12 protein-coding genes and 1 tRNA gene are annotated in these 15,133 nt (G+C 71.1%); 2 read left to right on the forward strand and 11 right to left on the reverse strand.

Going from position 1 to position 15,133, the window contains the following annotated elements; all coding sequences use genetic code 11:
• Positions 1–323: 323 nt before the first annotated feature.
• The 4 genes from Q5762_RS13355 to Q5762_RS13370 all read right to left on the reverse strand — a co-directional run bounded on the left by Q5762_RS13355 (position 324) and on the right by Q5762_RS13370 (position 4,336).
• Positions 324–2,114: a DEAD/DEAH box helicase gene (locus tag Q5762_RS13355; RefSeq protein WP_315892258.1), complete on the reverse strand. Its 1,791-nt coding sequence runs from the start codon at positions 2,112–2,114 to the stop codon at positions 324–326.
• A 108-nt stretch (positions 2,115–2,222) separates the two neighbouring features.
• A complete protein-coding gene (locus Q5762_RS13360) occupies positions 2,223–2,603 on the reverse strand; it encodes a type II toxin-antitoxin system death-on-curing family toxin (RefSeq protein WP_315892259.1) in 381 nt (126 codons plus the stop codon).
• Complete coding sequence (locus tag Q5762_RS13365; protein ID WP_315892260.1) at positions 2,600–2,788, reverse strand: hypothetical protein; 189 nt, start codon at positions 2,786–2,788, stop codon at positions 2,600–2,602. Before Q5762_RS13365 ends, Q5762_RS13360 begins: the two co-directional genes overlap by 4 nt.
• Before the next feature lie 93 nt (positions 2,789–2,881).
• The gene (locus Q5762_RS13370; protein ID WP_315892261.1) at positions 2,882–4,336 is read right to left on the reverse strand and encodes an MFS transporter; all 1,455 of its coding nucleotides are present in this window, start codon (positions 4,334–4,336) and stop codon (positions 2,882–2,884) included.
• Between the two features lie 169 nt (positions 4,337–4,505).
• On the opposite strand from Q5762_RS13370, the gene Q5762_RS13375 reads away from it, so the two are divergent.
• Positions 4,506–4,580, forward strand: a tRNA-Cys gene (locus Q5762_RS13375).
• A 43-nt stretch (positions 4,581–4,623) separates the two neighbouring features.
• Positions 4,624–5,010: a hypothetical protein gene (locus Q5762_RS13380; protein WP_315892262.1), complete on the forward strand. Its 387-nt coding sequence runs from the start codon at positions 4,624–4,626 to the stop codon at positions 5,008–5,010.
• A gap of 27 nt (positions 5,011–5,037) precedes the next feature.
• On the opposite strand, the gene Q5762_RS13385 is transcribed toward Q5762_RS13380, so the two are convergent.
• The 7 genes from Q5762_RS13385 to Q5762_RS13415 form a co-directional block, all read right to left on the reverse strand.
• A complete protein-coding gene (locus Q5762_RS13385; protein ID WP_315892263.1) occupies positions 5,038–5,601 on the reverse strand; it encodes a hypothetical protein in 564 nt (187 codons plus the stop codon).
• Between the two features lie 86 nt (positions 5,602–5,687).
• Positions 5,688–8,030, reverse strand: a complete 2,343-nt coding sequence (locus Q5762_RS13390; protein WP_315892264.1) for a DUF6571 family protein — start codon at positions 8,028–8,030, stop codon at positions 5,688–5,690.
• Between the two features lie 24 nt (positions 8,031–8,054).
• Entirely contained in the window at positions 8,055–8,519 is a 465-nt protein-coding gene (locus Q5762_RS13395; protein WP_315892265.1) for a hypothetical protein, read from the reverse strand.
• A 209-nt stretch (positions 8,520–8,728) separates the two neighbouring features.
• Entirely contained in the window at positions 8,729–11,047 is a 2,319-nt protein-coding gene (locus tag Q5762_RS13400) for a molybdopterin cofactor-binding domain-containing protein (protein ID WP_315892266.1), read from the reverse strand.
• Positions 11,044–12,378: a 2Fe-2S iron-sulfur cluster-binding protein gene (locus Q5762_RS13405; protein ID WP_315892267.1), complete on the reverse strand. Its 1,335-nt coding sequence runs from the start codon at positions 12,376–12,378 to the stop codon at positions 11,044–11,046. Before Q5762_RS13405 ends, Q5762_RS13400 begins: the two co-directional genes overlap by 4 nt.
• Positions 12,375–13,250, reverse strand: a complete 876-nt coding sequence (locus Q5762_RS13410) for an FAD binding domain-containing protein (protein ID WP_315892268.1) — start codon at positions 13,248–13,250, stop codon at positions 12,375–12,377. The genes Q5762_RS13405 and Q5762_RS13410 overlap by 4 nt, the downstream gene beginning before the upstream one ends.
• A 236-nt stretch (positions 13,251–13,486) precedes the next feature.
• Entirely contained in the window at positions 13,487–15,133 is a 1,647-nt protein-coding gene (locus Q5762_RS13415) for a beta-N-acetylhexosaminidase (protein WP_399495070.1), read from the reverse strand.

The raw sequence follows: 15,133 nt of genomic DNA on the forward strand, positions 1-15,133 counted from the left end.
AACGAGAGCTGCGGCACCGGTCCCGCGGCGACGCACGTCAGAGGCCGCCGGCAGGCCATGCGCACCGGCTGCGCTCCGCGGCGGCGCTGCCACGGGGCGTTTGCATTGCGGGGACATTAGCGAGCCACTCCGCTCAGCGGAAGACCTCGTCCAGAATCCGGGCGCGTGCGCCCCGATAGAGCCGGTTCGCGGCGTAAGTCGGCCGGTCGGGGGACTTCGCCGGACAAGATCGGCTTTGTCGTGCGACCGTTTCAGGCCAGCGGGAGTGGATCTTCGTACGTACGGACAACCCGCAGGGAACCCTCACCGGCCCAAGACCCGCCTCACCGCATCCGCGTGGCCCACTCCTGCACCTTCTTGATCCGCTCGCGGATCTGCCCGGCCGTCGCCTCCGCGCTCGGCGGGCCGCCGCAGACCCTCCGCAGCTCGGTGTGGATGACGCCGTGCGGCTTGCCGCTCTGGTGGACGTACGCGCCGACCATCGTGTTGAGCTGTTTCCTCAGCTCAAGGAGCTCCTTGTGGGAAACGACGGGCCGTCGCTCGGCCGGCAGCTCCAGCAGGTCGGCCTCGTCGTCCGGCTTCTTGCGGCTGTGGGCGATCTGCCGGGACTGCCGCTTCTGGAGGAGGAGCTGGACCTGGTCGGGTTCGAGGAGCCCGGGGATGCCGAGGTAGTCCTGCTCCTCCTCGCTTCCCGGGTGGGCCTGCATGCCGAACTCGGCGCCGTCGTAGAGCACGCGGTCGAAGACGGCGTCGGACTCCAGCGCCTCGAAGGACAGCTGGTCCTGCTCGCCGGTGTCCTCGTCCTGCTGCCTCTCGGCCTCCGCCATCTCCTTCTCGGACTCCGCGTACGGGTCCTCCTCGCCGTTCTTCTTCGGCTTGTCGAGCACGTGGTCGCGCTCGACCTCCATCTCGTTGGCGAAACCGAGGAGGTTGGGGATGGTGGGAAGGAACACCGAGGCGGTCTCGCCGCGCCTGCGCGAACGTACGAAACGTCCGACGGCCTGGGCGAAGAAGAGGGGGGTCGAGATGGTCGTCGCGTACACGCCGACGGCGAGGCGGGGGACGTCGACGCCCTCGGACACCATGCGGACGGCGACCATCCAGCGGTCGTTGTTCTCGCTGAACTCGTCGATCCGCTTCGACGCGGCGGCCTCGTCGGAGAGGACGATGGTGGCCTTGGTGCCGGTGATCTCGCGGATGAGCTTGGCGTAGGCGCGGGCGGACTCCTGGTCGGAGGCGATGACGAGCCCGCCGGCGTCCGGGATGCCCTTCCTGACTTCCGTAAGACGCTGGTCGGCGGCGCGCAGGACGTTCGGCATCCAGTCGCCGCGCGGGTCGAGGGCGGTACGCCAGGCCTGCGAGATGGCGTCCTTGGTCATGGGCTCGCCGAGGCGGGCGGCGATCTCGTCACCGGCCTTGGTGCGCCAGCGCATGTTGCCGCTGTAGGAGAGGAAGATGACGGGCCGCACGACGCCGTCGCCGAGGGCGTTGCCGTAGCCGTACGTATAGTCCGCCGAGGACCGCCGGATCCCGTCGTTCCCCTCCTCGTACGTGACGAAGGGGATGGGGTTGGTGTCGGACCGGAAGGGCGTACCGGTCAGGGCGAGGCGGCGGGTCGCCGGGTCGAAGGCCTCCAGGCAGGCCTCGCCCCAGGACTTGGAGTCACCGGCGTGGTGGATCTCGTCGAGGATGACGAGGGTCTTGCGCTGCTCGCAGCGGTTGCGGTGCAGCATCGGCCGCACGCCGACACCGGCGTACGTGATGGCGACGCCGTGGTACTCCTTGCTGAGCGGCCCGGCGCTGTAGTCGGGGTCGAGCTTGATGCCTATCCGCGCGGCGGCGGCGGCCCACTGCTTCTTCAGGTGCTCGGTCGGCGCGACGACGGTGACCTGCTGCACGACGTGGTGGTGCAGCAGCCAGGACGCGAGCGTCAGCGCGAAGGTGGTCTTTCCGGCGCCGGGCGTCGCGACCGCGAGGAAGTCGCGGGGCTGCTCCTGGATGTATCTCTCCATGGCGCCCTGCTGCCAGGCACGCAGCTTGTTCGCGGTACCCCAGGGGGCCCGGCCGGGGAAGGCGGGAGAGAGGTGATGGGAGGAGGTGGCGGTGGTAGTCACGGTCTCCGGTTCGACGCTCGTCCAGATATGACAACCGGGCCACCTTACCGGTGGGGCCGACGCGGAATGGGCGGGACGAGGCCGTGCGGGGGCGCCGTGAGACGGTCCTCACAACCTCCGCAGGCGGCCCGCGATCCCCGGAACGTCCGCCAGTGCACCGCCCGCCACGTCGATGACCAGGTCGTATGCCGCGTCGTGGTCGACATCCGCGAGATCGACCCCGTTGACACCGAGGAAGACGGCGGCCGAGAGCCAGGCGGCCCGCTTGTTTCCGTCGACGAAGGGGTGGTTGGTGGCGATGGCGTGCAGCAGCGCGGCGGCCTGCTCGTGCACGTCGTCGTACGCCGCCTCCCCGAACATCCGCGCACGGGGCCGGTGCACGGCGGACTCCAGCAGGCCGGGCGCCCTGAGCTCGGGCACGCCGCCTCCGCCGAAGGCGATACGGGCGATCTCGGCCACCTCGGCGACGGTCAGGAAGCGGCTGCTCATTCGCCGAGCCTCCGCAGCAGCGGCGCGTGGCTCAGGGCCAGGCGCAGGGCGGTATGCCGTACGAGAGCGGCCTCGACGGACACGTAACGCCGCAGGGCCTCACCGACGAGCTCCTCGACGGCGACACCGCGGGCGTCGGCCAGGTCGACGAAGTCGTCGGGGACGGGGAGGTTCTGGTGGGCCATGGCGGAGACGGTAGGGGGAGCCGAGTGTCGGAAGCGACTCAATTCCTACGTGCCCTGCCCATACGGGGCCCTGCCCCTCCGGGGCTCCAGGCCCTACCGGGCCCCCGCGCTCCGCAGCCGCGTAGCGACCCACGCCCCCACCAAGGCCACCCCCGCCATAGGCAGGAAGACAGCGGCGAAGGCGGCGGGGTGGGCGCTCGCGTCCCCGAGCGCTCCGTGGCCCACCGCGCCCCCGCCCAGCGCCGCGAACGCCGCGCCGCCCACGGCCAGCAGCAGCACGTTCGACAGGCCGTCCGAAATCTGCAGCGCCGCCGAGTTCGAACCCGCCTCCTCCGGCGCCGAGAGCTTGAGCAGCAGCACGCTCGTCGAGGAGATCACCAGGCCCATGCCCAGGCAGCCCCACGCCCAGGCCACGGCGACGATCCAGGCGGGCACCCAGGGAACCAGCACGGTCGGCGCGGTCGCGATCGCCGCAGCGACGAGCAGCATCCCGAGCACCACGAACCGCTCCCGGTACGGCTCCGTCCACGGTCGGGACTGGATCCACGAGCCGAGCGCCCAGGTCGCGCCGCCGACGGCGAGCGAGAGGCCGGCGAGCGTGGGGCTCAGCCCGCGCTGGGTGACGAGCATGAGCGGTACGAAGGACTCGGCGGCGATGAACGACCCCGCCGCGATCCCCCGTAGCAGCACCACGGACGGCAGCCCACGGGCCGCGCGGTAGGTCCCGCGCGGCAGCAGCCCCAGCGCGGCCGGTACGAGCAGCGCGGCGCCGGCCGCCGCCGGAAGCAGCGAGAGCCAGCGCAGCTCCTGCCCGGCGTACTGGAGCAGCCCGGCGCCGGCGGAGATGCCGAGGGCGAGCCGGATCCGGCGCCGGTCGTAGGGAGGGAGGGGCGCGGCGGGATCGGCGGGTCCGGAGGCGTAACGGCGTATGGCAGGCAGGGCGAGAGCAAGCGGAAGAACAACCAGGACAGGGATCCCCGCGAAGACCCACCGCCACCCCAGGTGCTCGGTGATGGTCCCGGAGGCGAGCGGCCCGACGACGGAGGGGACGACCCAGCTCGCGGCGAAGGCGGCCATGATGGCGGGCCGCAGATGCTCGGCGTACGCACGGCTGACGACGACGTACAACGCGACGATCACGAGCCCGCCCCCGAGCCCCTGCACGGCCCGCCCGAGGATGAACAGCAACATCGTGCCGGCGGTCCCGGAGAGCAGCAGCCCGGCGGCGAAGGAGCTGATGCCGACGGTGAGCGGGGCGAGGGGGCCCCTGCGGTCGGACCACTGCCCGGACAGGACCATGGCGAAGAGGCTGGTGGTGAAGTACGCGGAGAAGGCGAAGGCGTACAACGGGATGCCGTGCAGCTCACGCGCCGCGACGGGCATGGCGGTCCCGACGGCGGTCGCCTCGAAGGCGATGAGCAGAACGACGGACACGATGCCGACACTGAGCGCCCGATGCTCCCGATCGAGCACGGACCCGCCGCCCGCGGGGGCGGCGGTGGGGGTGGTCGGCGCGACGTCGGCGTCACGGGGTTCGAGGGCGCTCATGTCCCCAGAGTAAGAGGCGTACGACCGGATGACCCCTGTCCGAAGTCGACCTCGCACTGGTCCCTTGGACCTACGCCCATGAACGGCCCATGTCAGTCGTGTTGCACGGCGGCGGAATCCCTTGAGTCGCGTGGAGAGCCCCGCCTACGGTCGTTCCCATCACCAACACGGCCGTGTACCCGAGTGGTTCAGGGGCTCGCCTGCAAAGCGAGTTACGTCGGTTCGATTCCGATCACGGCCTCCATAGGATCTTCACAAGCCCGCAGGGCGTATGCCAGAGTCCGACCATGACTGACACGGGCAAGAGACGCCGCCTGGGCGCCGTGATCGGGGCCGCCCTCGCCGGCACCCTGCTCCCGGGCATCACCCTGGGCACGGACACGGCGGACGCAATCCTCTCGATTGTGATCGCGGGCGTGGTGATCTCCGTCCTCACCCAACTCATCTTCATCGGCCCCTCGGCCCCGGTCCCACCGCTCCCCCTGCTGGCCTTCGCGACGGCGGGCTTCGTCCAGGACGCCCTGATCTGGTGGCTCCTGTCCTGGCTGGGCGACAAGATCGCCACCTTGGAGCTGGCCGGCGTCGGCACGATCCTCCTGGCGGCCCTGATCACCCGCGCCTCGATCCTCACCGTGTCACTGGCGGGCGCCTCCCGCCCGACCGAGGACGCGTAAGCACCGCCGTCCGCCCGTAGTGGCCCGTCAGGAACTCCCGCCCCTCGCCGGCGCGCCCACCGCCAGGCGGGGATCCTGGCAGCCCAGGGCATCGGCCACTCTGCGTGCGGCGGCGTTGGCGAGAGTCATCTGGTCGTCCCGGAGACCCTCGTGGTCGGCCTCGTTCTCGTCCGCGCGCTCGAGTTCGGCGGCGACAACGATCTCGTGGGCCGGCGGCTCCATCCGGCACGCGAAGTAGATCGAGGCGTAGGAGTCGGAAGACGTGGCCCGCGCACCGGTGCCGTAGCTGGTGATCCCGTCCGTGTTGGCCTGGCCCCTGGGAATGGCGAGCGCCTCACGGAAGGTGATGGACAGAACGTTTTTCCCGTCCTTGGCCGATTCCAGCGTGCAGAACGGGATGCCCTTCATCCGAGACTTCCCGGACTGAGGCGCCCGGCCGGCGGCCTTGAGGTCATTGACGACCCTCTCAGGCTCGGCTTCGCTGCTCGACAACGCGACTCCCTTTCCTGCGGTCGCCTCCAACGCCGACGCCACGACGGGCTGCCTGGCGAAGCCGTCGCAGACTTCCGCCAGAGCCTCGCCCTGCCCCATGTCCGCATCCCCGCCACTGGAGCACGCTGCCGTCGCCACGAGAACAACGACCGCTGCGGGCAGCATGAGCCTTCGCCCGGCGCTTCTCATGTCACCTTCCCCGACTTCTTGCTGTCGTACGGGTCGGGCAAGGAATCGTCCCGGACATGACCGCGACTGTCCTTGACGTACTTGGTCAGCTCTTCTTCAAGGTAGTTGCCGTCCGCTTGGCTCCAGCCCGGAGTACGGGCGTATGCCTGGCCGGGCATCAGCGCGTTTTCCTTCCCCGTGCTCAGCGCCTCGTCCTTCAGGTCGTCCGACTTCTCCTTGAGGAGCTTGTCCTCGTCGTACTTCTCCGCGATGTCGTCGGCCTCCATGCCGATGAAGGTCACCACGGCGCCGCCGACGGTCTCCGCCGCCAGGGGGACCAGGACACCGCCCGCGCCGCCGGTCAGCGCGACGACACCGCCCGCGGCGGCCGCTCCCACGCCGAACTTGACCCACTCGGTGGTCCGGCCGACGGCCTTTTTGTGCTCGTCGGAGTCGAGGGCGTAGTCCTGATCGATCTGCCCCATCCGCGAAGCGTCGAAAATGGAGTGCGTCTCGGCACCGATGCGCAGTGCGGTCTTGGCGTCCGTGAAGTCCAACTCCCGAGCCGGCCCCGAGCCGGGCTTGGGAGCGACTTCATCGACGACGCTCGTGGTGTAGATGGTCTGGGCCGCCGAGAGTTGAGCATGACCTGTCTCGCTCTGAGTGACCGTGCCAAGGAAACCGATGGCGTCCGCTCGGTTGAACAGCAGCTCCGAACTGAACGTGTCGCCGAACCTCGGCTGGCCCTTCTCGTTGTTGCCGGCGCCGAACGGAGAGTTCGGCATCTCCTCCAACGAGGTCTCGTTTTCCTGCTCCAAGGAGCGGTTGAACTCGTCGATATAGGCCGCCCCCATCTTCCCCAAGCTGTCGTCGATCCCCGGCTGTTGGTGCATGTACTTCGGGTCCTCGCCGTACCGCTCGACGACCTTCTGCATGACTTCCGCGTTCTCAACGGTGCGTACGTCCTTGAGGCCGCCGGGGTCAGCGTCGTACGGATGGCCCGTCGTTGCCGACTCGAGGGCGTGGCCGAGGGCGTTGTAGCCCGGCTCCTTGGACATGTCGCCCTTGTCGTTCAGTTCATCGGGCCACCGGCGGTCCTTGGAGAAGTAGTCGAAGGCGTTGAGTTTCTTGTCGTCCTTGGTGTCCCCGGGCGTCACGTCGATGTCGCTGTTGAAGAAGTCCGTCGAGGCCTTGGGGTTGTGGCCGAGGGCCTCCATGAAGCCGACCATCGGGTCCTGGCCGGCGCCGCCGCCTTGCCAGTTCAGATGGTTCGGCATCCCGAGCGACTGCGACCACACGCGGTCCGGCCCCACCCTGCCGTCGTGGGTCATCTTCCGCTCGGTGACGATCAGCCCGTTCCCGTAGTCACGCAGGAACTTGTCGTCGAAGTCCCCGACGCGCATCAGGTTGCTCATGACCTGGAAGCCGTACGGGTTGGTGCCGCGCGTCTGGACGGGTTCGCCGCCCGCCTTGATGACGTCGGCCTTCCACTGCTCCATCTCGGGGCTTTGGGAGTGGGTGGCGGCGGCGATCGTCAGGCTCCAGTTCTTCTGGAGCTCCTTCAGCTTGTCCCCGTGGTCGACTCCGAGGCGCGAACCGTCGCTCGGGTCACCCATGTCGGCCCAGTACTGCATGCTGCCCTTCGCACCGATGTCCAGTGCGAAGCGCTCGGCGAAGTACGGGTCGTCCTGGTTGGCCTTGAAGAGCGCGTTGAGTCTGTCGATCTCCGCGGGCGAGGCGTCGTCGCCCTTCTTGTACAGCTCGTACGCGGCCCTCGCGTCCTCCGCGTCCTGTGCCTTCGACGCGGCCTTGAGCGACTCGTAGCTGGTCCCGGAGAAGTTGTTCTTGTCCTTGCCGATGAGGGAGCGCAGTGCACGGGCGGCGACGTCATCGGCGTCGTTCGCCCGGTCGAGGGCCCGTTTGATCGCGGCACGCGTCGCCTCGAAATCGGCTTGCGCGGGTTTCGGCCCGTCGGAGTCCTTCGATCGCCGGTCGGGGTGGATCAGATAACTCACCACGCCGCTCTGGTCGATGCGGATGCCCTTCCCGGGCGCCTCCGCGACCAGCCTCTGCAGCTCGCTCTTCGCAGCCGAGAACTCGGTATGCGCGTCCCGCAGGACGTTGCGGACACTGGTCGCCTCGGTCAGAGCGTCACCGAACTCCTTGGCCGTCTTCTTCACGAAGGCCTGCGTGACTCCGGCGTTCTCGCCGGCCCAGTCGGCCTTCTCCGCCTTCCGCCGCAGGCCGTTCTCGGCCTTCTCCTTGGCCTTCTCCAGTTTGGCCACAGTCTCCGACCAGTCCGTGGCGGCTTCCTTGAGACTCCCGAGCTGGGCATGAAGCACTTGGTCGAACTTCAGCATCTGCGTTCCCCGTCAGCTCGCGGCTCAGTTGAAGTGCTTGTCGATCAAGGAAATCGAGAAGTTCGTCGCCAGGATTTCCTCGTGGTTGGCGTGGGTGATGACCGTGTCTTCGAGATGGTTGTGGATGTGCGCGCACGCGCTGAGGAGGGTCTCCGCCTGGGAACACCAGGTGTCCCACACGGTCCAGAGCGCCGAACCCGTCTGAAAACCGTCCGCGTCGAGGCTCTTGGCCGCCACGTCGGTCTTGGCCCCGGCGTGGAAGGCGTCTCGTTCGAACCAGTGAAAGAGTTCCTGGGCCTCGTTCCCGATCGCCTTGAGGTCGGGTGATGTCACCTTGTAGTCGGCTGCACCACCTCCCCCGGAGCGCTCGACGGGGACGCTGTTGAGGCGCGTCTCGGCCACCGCCTGCTGCCGGGCTGCTGCCGCGCTACGGGCCTGAGCCCATTCCTCGTCGAACGACACGATTCCCCCGTGTTCCTCGATGTTCATCGGGATTCCCGAGTTCGCCCGAGCAAGTTCGCTCGGAGCGGAGGAGACAGCCTAGTGGCGGGTGATCCAGCTCTGCCTTGGGTTGGGGGTGATCATGGCCGGATCGGTGCGCTCGGAGCGGGCGCCCCGCGGGTTCGCTCCCGCAAGGCGGCCCGCGTCGTCGCCACGCCGTCGGTCATCATGCCGTGGGATGTCGCGCCGTCACCGCGTCACGCCGTCGGTGCGCCCACCGCCGCCTGGGGTCTGATCGGGAGGCGGTTGATCGGGCGGCCCGTGGCCGCGCGGACTGCTGAGGCTACTGCTGCCGGGGAGGTGACCACCGGGACCGCGCTTGCTGGTTTGGCGCCGAAGGGGGCCACCACGTCGCGTTCCTCGACGAGTTTGACGACGCGGATGTCCGGGGCGTCCAGGGCGGTCGGCAGGGCGTAGCCCGTGAAGTCCGGGTGGCGGAGGAGGCCTCGGGTCGTGCGGAGGTTCTCCGTCAGCGCCGCGCCCACGCCCTGGGTCACGCCCGCTTCGATGCGGGCCGACAGCTGGGCCGGGTTCAGGATGCGGCCCACGTCTTGCGCTACCGCCATCTCCACGACCCGGATCGAGCCCAACTCGATGTCCACGTCCACCACCGCGCGGATCGCGCAGAACGCCAGGCCCACGAACGCGTCGCCCTGGCCCGATTCGTCCAGCGGCTCCGTCGGGTGCGGGCGGCACTGGGCCGTGGCCCAGAGCTCCTTGCCGTCCATCGCCTCCATGACCGTGGTCGACAGGACACCGTCGTACGACGTGATCTTGCCGTCCGTGATCTGGAGCAGCTCCGTCGACATGCCGAACTTGTGGGCCAGGGGTTGGAGGAGTTGGGTGCGGACCATTTTTGCCGCTCGCTCCACCGCCCCGCCCGACACCCACGTGTGCCGGCCGTGCGTCGCCGGGCCCGCCGGGGGCTGGTCCGTGTCCACCGACGCGATGTGGACCTCCTCCAGGCCCAGCGTCTCCTGCACGATCTGCCGCGCCAGCGTCGAGAAGCCCGAACCGGTGTCCACGGCCGCGCAGATGACCGTCGCCACCCCGTCCTGGACCTTCACCGTCGCCGTCGAGACCTCGTCCGCGCCCTCCGCGCCCAGCATGTGCACCATGCCGATCGCGTAGCCGACGCCCCGGCGCACCGCGCCCGGTTCGCCCGCGCCCTCCGGTCCGCCCGGCAGCAGCCAGTCCTCCTCCGGAGTGTCCATCGGGAGAGATGGGAGGGGGAAGTCCCTTACCGCCGCCAGCAGTTCCGCCACCGGGGCCGGGCATGTCACCGTCTGGCCCGTCGGGAGGATGTCGCCCGTCGCCAGGACGTTCCGCAGCCGTACGTCCACCGGGTCCATGCCCAGTTTCGCCGCCAGCTTGTCCATCTGCGCCTCGTACGCCGCGCACACCTGCATCGCGCCCTCGCCCCGCACATGGCCGGACGGCGGGTTGTTCGTACGGACCGCCCAGCCTTCGATGAAGGCGTGGGGCACGATATACGGACCACACGCGAAGGCTACGGCGGCCGCCAGCGACTCCGAGGACGCGTCCGCGTAGGCGCCGGCGTCGAGGAGGATCTGGGCCTCCACCTTCACCAAGCGGCCCTCCGCGTCCGCGTGGTGGCGGTAGCGCAGCAGCGTCGGGTGGCGGTGGGCGTGGCCGAGGAAGGACTCCTCGCGGGTCGCGGTGAGCTTGACCGGGCAGCCGGTACGGAGGGCCAGCAGGCCCAGCGGGATCTGGAAGCCCGGGTCCTCACGGTCGCCGGTCGCCCCCGGCACGCCCGTCACGACCACCTTGACCTGCTCGGGCGACAGGCCGAAGCAGGCCGCCGCCAGGTCCCGGTCGGTGTGCGGGTCGGTGGAGGCCGTGTAGAGCTCGACCCCGCCGTCGGGTCGCGGCACGGCGAGGCCGGCCTCCGCGCCGATCGGGGCCGGGTCCTGCCGCCCGATCCGGTACAGGCCCTCGACGACGACCTCGCCCGCCGCCTCCGCGTCACCGAACCGCAGCGGGATGTGCCGGATCAGGTTCCCGTCCGGGTGCAGCGCCTCCGCCGCGAACGCCTTCTCCGGGTCCGTGACCGGCTCAAGGACCTCGTACTCGACCGCGATCGCCGCCGCCGCGAGCCGTGCCGTGTCCGGGTGGTCCGCGGCCACCGCCGCGATCGCCTCACCGTGGTGGCGGACCAGCTCGGAGGCGAAGACCGGACGGTCGGCGACGGTCCTGCCGTACGTCGCCTCCCCCGGCACGTCGGCGTGCGTCACCACGGCCCGTACGCCGGGCATGTCCGCCGCCGCGCTCGTGTCGATCGAGACGATCCGGGCGTGCGGGTGCGGCGAGCGCAGGATCGCCGCCCACAGGAGGCCCTCGGCCCACAGGTCGGAGGCGTACGGGAACGTGCCCTCGGCCTTCGCCCGGGCGTCGGCCGACGGGAGGGAGGTGCCGATGCCGTGGGGCGCCTCCTCCGGTTCCAGGGTGTCGAGCGCCGTGGGAGTGGGGGTGGCGGTGGTCGCGTCGCTGCTCACGCCATGCCTCCGTCGTGCGGGTGCGGAATCTGGTGCGGGATGCGCGCCTCGCCGGCCGAAGCGGCCGAAGCGGCGGAAGCGGCCGATGCCGCCGACGCCGCCGTGTGCGCCTCGCGCTCGGCGACCACCTCGCGCACGGCGTCGAGCACGCCCCGGTAGCCGGAGCACCGGCAGAGGTTGCCGCAGAGCGCCTGCCGGGTCTCCAGCTCGGTCGGAGCGTGGTTCCCCTCCAGCAGGTCGTGCACGGTCATGGCCATGCCCGGCACGCAGTATCCGCACTGGACGGCCCCGCAGCGGGCCAGGGCGCGCTGCACGTCCGACGGTTCGCCGTCGGTGGCCAGGCCCTCGACCGTACGCACCTCACTGCCGGCCGCCGTCGCCGCCGGCACCAGGCAGGAGGCGACGAGCCGCCCGTCGACCTGGACGTTGCACGCGCCGCACTCGCCCTGCGAGCAGCCGTCCTTGGCGCCCGCCAGGCCGAGCCGCTCGCGCAGGACGTAGAGCAGCGACTCGCCGATCCAGGAGTCCGTCACGGGCCGGTCGGCACCGTTCACACGCAGGACGTACGAGATGTGCGGATGCTCGTCGCTGTCCGCGCTGTTGCCCGTGGAGGGGGCGAGGACCTCTTCCGGAGCTGCTTCGGGGACCTCTGCGCGGGCCTCGTCAGGTACCTCCTCAAGAACCGGGGCCACCTCGGGAGCCGCCGCCTCGGGAGCCTCCTCCGACTCCGAAGCCGCCGGTGCCTCCGGCTCCTCGACCGCCCACGGCGCCGGCGCGCCGCCCGGCAGGGTCGCCGGGGCGCTGCTCGCGTACTGCGCCAGCATCGACGTCGTGTATTCGCCCGAGTCCTCGGACGCGTCGGCGCCCTCCGTCACCACCGGGATCGTCCACTGCCCGGTCGCCGCGGGGTCGGCCGTCTGCGTCGTCCCGGCGAAGTCCCACTGACCGGTCGCGTGCGGGTCGGAGTCCACGGGCGCCGCCGCCTCCGGGAACGTCCACTCACCCGTCGCGTACGGGTCCGGCTCGCCCACCGGCGCCCCCGGCGCCACCTGCTCCACCGGCTCTACGGGCGTCGCCTCCGCCGCCGTAGGCACCTGGACGACCCACTGCCCCGTCGCCGCCGGGTCCGTCCCCGCCGCCGGGGTGAGCGGCGTCAGCGGCACGATCATCGGCGGTACGTAGCCGTGGCCCGGGGCCTCCAGCGGTACGCCGTCGAGCATGAACTCCGGCGGCAGGTGCACGAACGCCGTCGCGTCGCCGTCGTACCCCTCGCTCTGCGGGATCGGCTCCCAGCCGCCCGCACTCCCGCTCCCGTTCGGTTCGTTGCTCACGACAGCGCCCTCCCCAGTGCCCGTCGAGCCAGCGCGGCGACCGTGCGCCGCAGGTGCAGTACGGCCGGTGGCAGCTGCTCGTCGCCCGGCGGGTCCGGGATGCAGGCGGCCGCCACGTACTCGCCGAAGGCCGTCAGCGCCTCCGGGGCGAGCCCCCGGTCCCCGTCCCAGTCCACCAGGGACGCGATCCAGTGCTCGGCCTCCAGCGGCCGCAGCGGCATCGGCGCGATCGCGCCGACCGCGCAGCGCACCCCGCGCCGCGCCGGGTCGAGGACGACCGCGACGGAGGCGGAGGCGCGGGCCGGGCCGGTGCGGCCGGTGGCCTTGAGGAAGACCTGCGGGGCGTGCAGGAGGGGTACGCGGACGAACGCGACCAGTTCGCCGGGGGCCAGCAGGTCGCGGCCCGCCAGTAGATGGGAGACCGGGATCTCGCGCGTACCGAGCGGGCCCATGACGACGAGGTCGGCCTCCAGGGCCGCCAGGACGGGCAGCGAGTCGCCCGTGGGGGCGGCGGAGACGACGTTGCCGCCGAGCGTGCCCGCGTTACGGATCTGGGGCGGTCCGGCGGCGCGCGCGGCGGCGGCGAGGGCGGGGATGAGGGCCGCGAAGTCGGGGCGGCCCATCCGGGCGTGGGTGAGGCCGGCGCCGAGGAGCGCGTGGCCGTCCTGGTACTGCCAGCCGCGGATCTCGTTGATCCGGCCGAGGCCGACCAGTCCGGCGGGCCTGAGCTGGCCCTTGTTGACGGCGGCCATCAGGTCCGTGCCACCCGCGACCGGTACGGCGGCGGGCATGGCGGTGAGTGCCGCCACGGCCTCGTCGAGCGAGGCCGGCAGCGTCACGGACTGCGCCGTCTGTGGTGCGTGCGTGGTCAACCCGCTGCCCCTTCCCGGTGTCCCCGGCGGTCCCCGACTCGTACCCGACTCGTCCCCGGCTGTCGCGCCTGTGTGGCCGTACCGTACGTGCTCACAGCCTGGACGTGGCAACTCTGGCACATCTTCCGAGCCGTCCGACGCGAGGGTCCGCGAAGGACGGTTCCGTCCAGGAAGCCCCACCGGAGACGTTAACTTCCGTTTTGCCGCTCTTGGGTGACGTGGGGAAGCGAGGTGCCTCACACGATCGGGGGCGCCCCCTCGATGGGCCGGCCGGCGACCCCGGGGCGCTGCTGCCAGGGGTGCGGGCCGGCGGGCGGCCGGTAGTCGACGCCGAGGGCGTCCAGGCGGGCGTAGTGGGCGGTCATCCGGCGCTCGAAGCCGGCGAAGTCCCGCTCCCCCGGTGCGGGGAGGGCGGACCAGGCGACCTCGGCGAAGGCGGCGAGGCGCGGGAAGACCTGGTAGTCGACGCGGGAGCGGTTCTCCATGACCTCGGTCCACACGTTGGCCTGGGTGCCGAGGACGTGGGCGGCGGCCTCGGGGCTCAGGCCCGGCGGCACGGGCTCGAAGCGGTAGACGTCCTCCAGGGTCCGTACGTATCCGATGGGCATCGGCTCGTCCTCGCCCGGCGCCTGACGGTGGTCCAGATACACCTGCTGCTCGGGGCACATGACGACGTCGTGGCCTGCCTCGGCGGCGGTGATGCCGCCCGCGTACCCCCGCCAGGACGACACGGCGGCCCCGGGCGCCAGGCCGCCCTCCAGGATCTCGTCCCAGCCGATGAGGCGGCGGCCCCGGTCGGCGAGCCAGCGGTCGAAGTGGCGGATGAACCAGGACTGGAGCTCGTGCTCGTCGGCGAGGCCCAGCTCCTTGATGCGGGCCTGGGCGGTCGGCGACTCCTTCCACTGGTCCTTGGGGCACTCGTCGCCGCCGACGTGCACGAAGGTGGACGGGAAGAGGTCCAGGATCTCCTCGAAGACGCCCTCGTAGAAGCGGAGGGTGGCCTCGGTGGGGGCGAGGACGTTCGGGTTGACGCCCCAGGTGTCCCAGACCGTGAGCGCGCTCGTGTCGACGACGTCGGTGTTGCCGAGTTCGGGGTACGCGGCGATGGCGGCCTGCGAGTGGCCGGGGACGTCGATCTCGGGGATGACGGTGATGTGCCGCTCGGCGGCGTACGCGACGATCTCGCGGATGTCGTCCTGGGTGTAGAACCCGCCGTGCGGCGTCTCGTTCCAGAGCGGCGAGGCCCGGTGCCCCCACTTCGTACGGGCCCGCCAGGCGCCGACCTCGGTGAGCCGCGGGTGGCGGGTGATCTCCACGCGCCAGCCCTGGTCGTCGGTGAGGTGGAAGTGGAAGACGTTGAGCTTGTGCGCGGCGAGCAGGTCGAGCTGGCGCAGGACGTCGCCCTTGGGCATGAAGTGCCGTGCCACGTCGAGCATGAGCCCGCGCCAGCGGAACCGGGGGGCGTCGGTGACGACCTGGGCGGGTACGGCGGGGGCCGGTCCCGCGACGGGCGCCTCGCGGTACGACTCCGGGCCGAGGAGCTGACGGAGCGTCTGGGCTCCCCAGAAGACACCGGCCGCGTCGCCGCCCACGATCCCGACGCCGTCCGCGCGCACGGTCAGCCGGTACGCCTCCGGCCCCAGCGTGTCGTCCACGCGCAGGGACAGGCAGTGCGCCGTGCCCTCCGGAGCGGGCGGCAGCGGCAGCCCGAAGGCGGCCCCGAGCGTGGCGCGCAGCCAGCGCTCGGTGGATTCGGTGCCGGGCGCCGCCGTGAGGGACGTACGGCCGTCGAGGAGGAAGTTGTCGCTGTACGGGCCCTCGATGATCGAAGGCGCGGGAATGAGGAGCTTGTCGGGCATGGAGATGAGGTCCTTGTCGGGCAT

Origin of the sequence: Streptomyces sp. P9(2023) (assembly GCF_032436795.1) — a bacterium.
Taxonomy (GTDB): Bacteria; Actinomycetota; Actinomycetes; order Streptomycetales; family Streptomycetaceae; genus Streptomyces.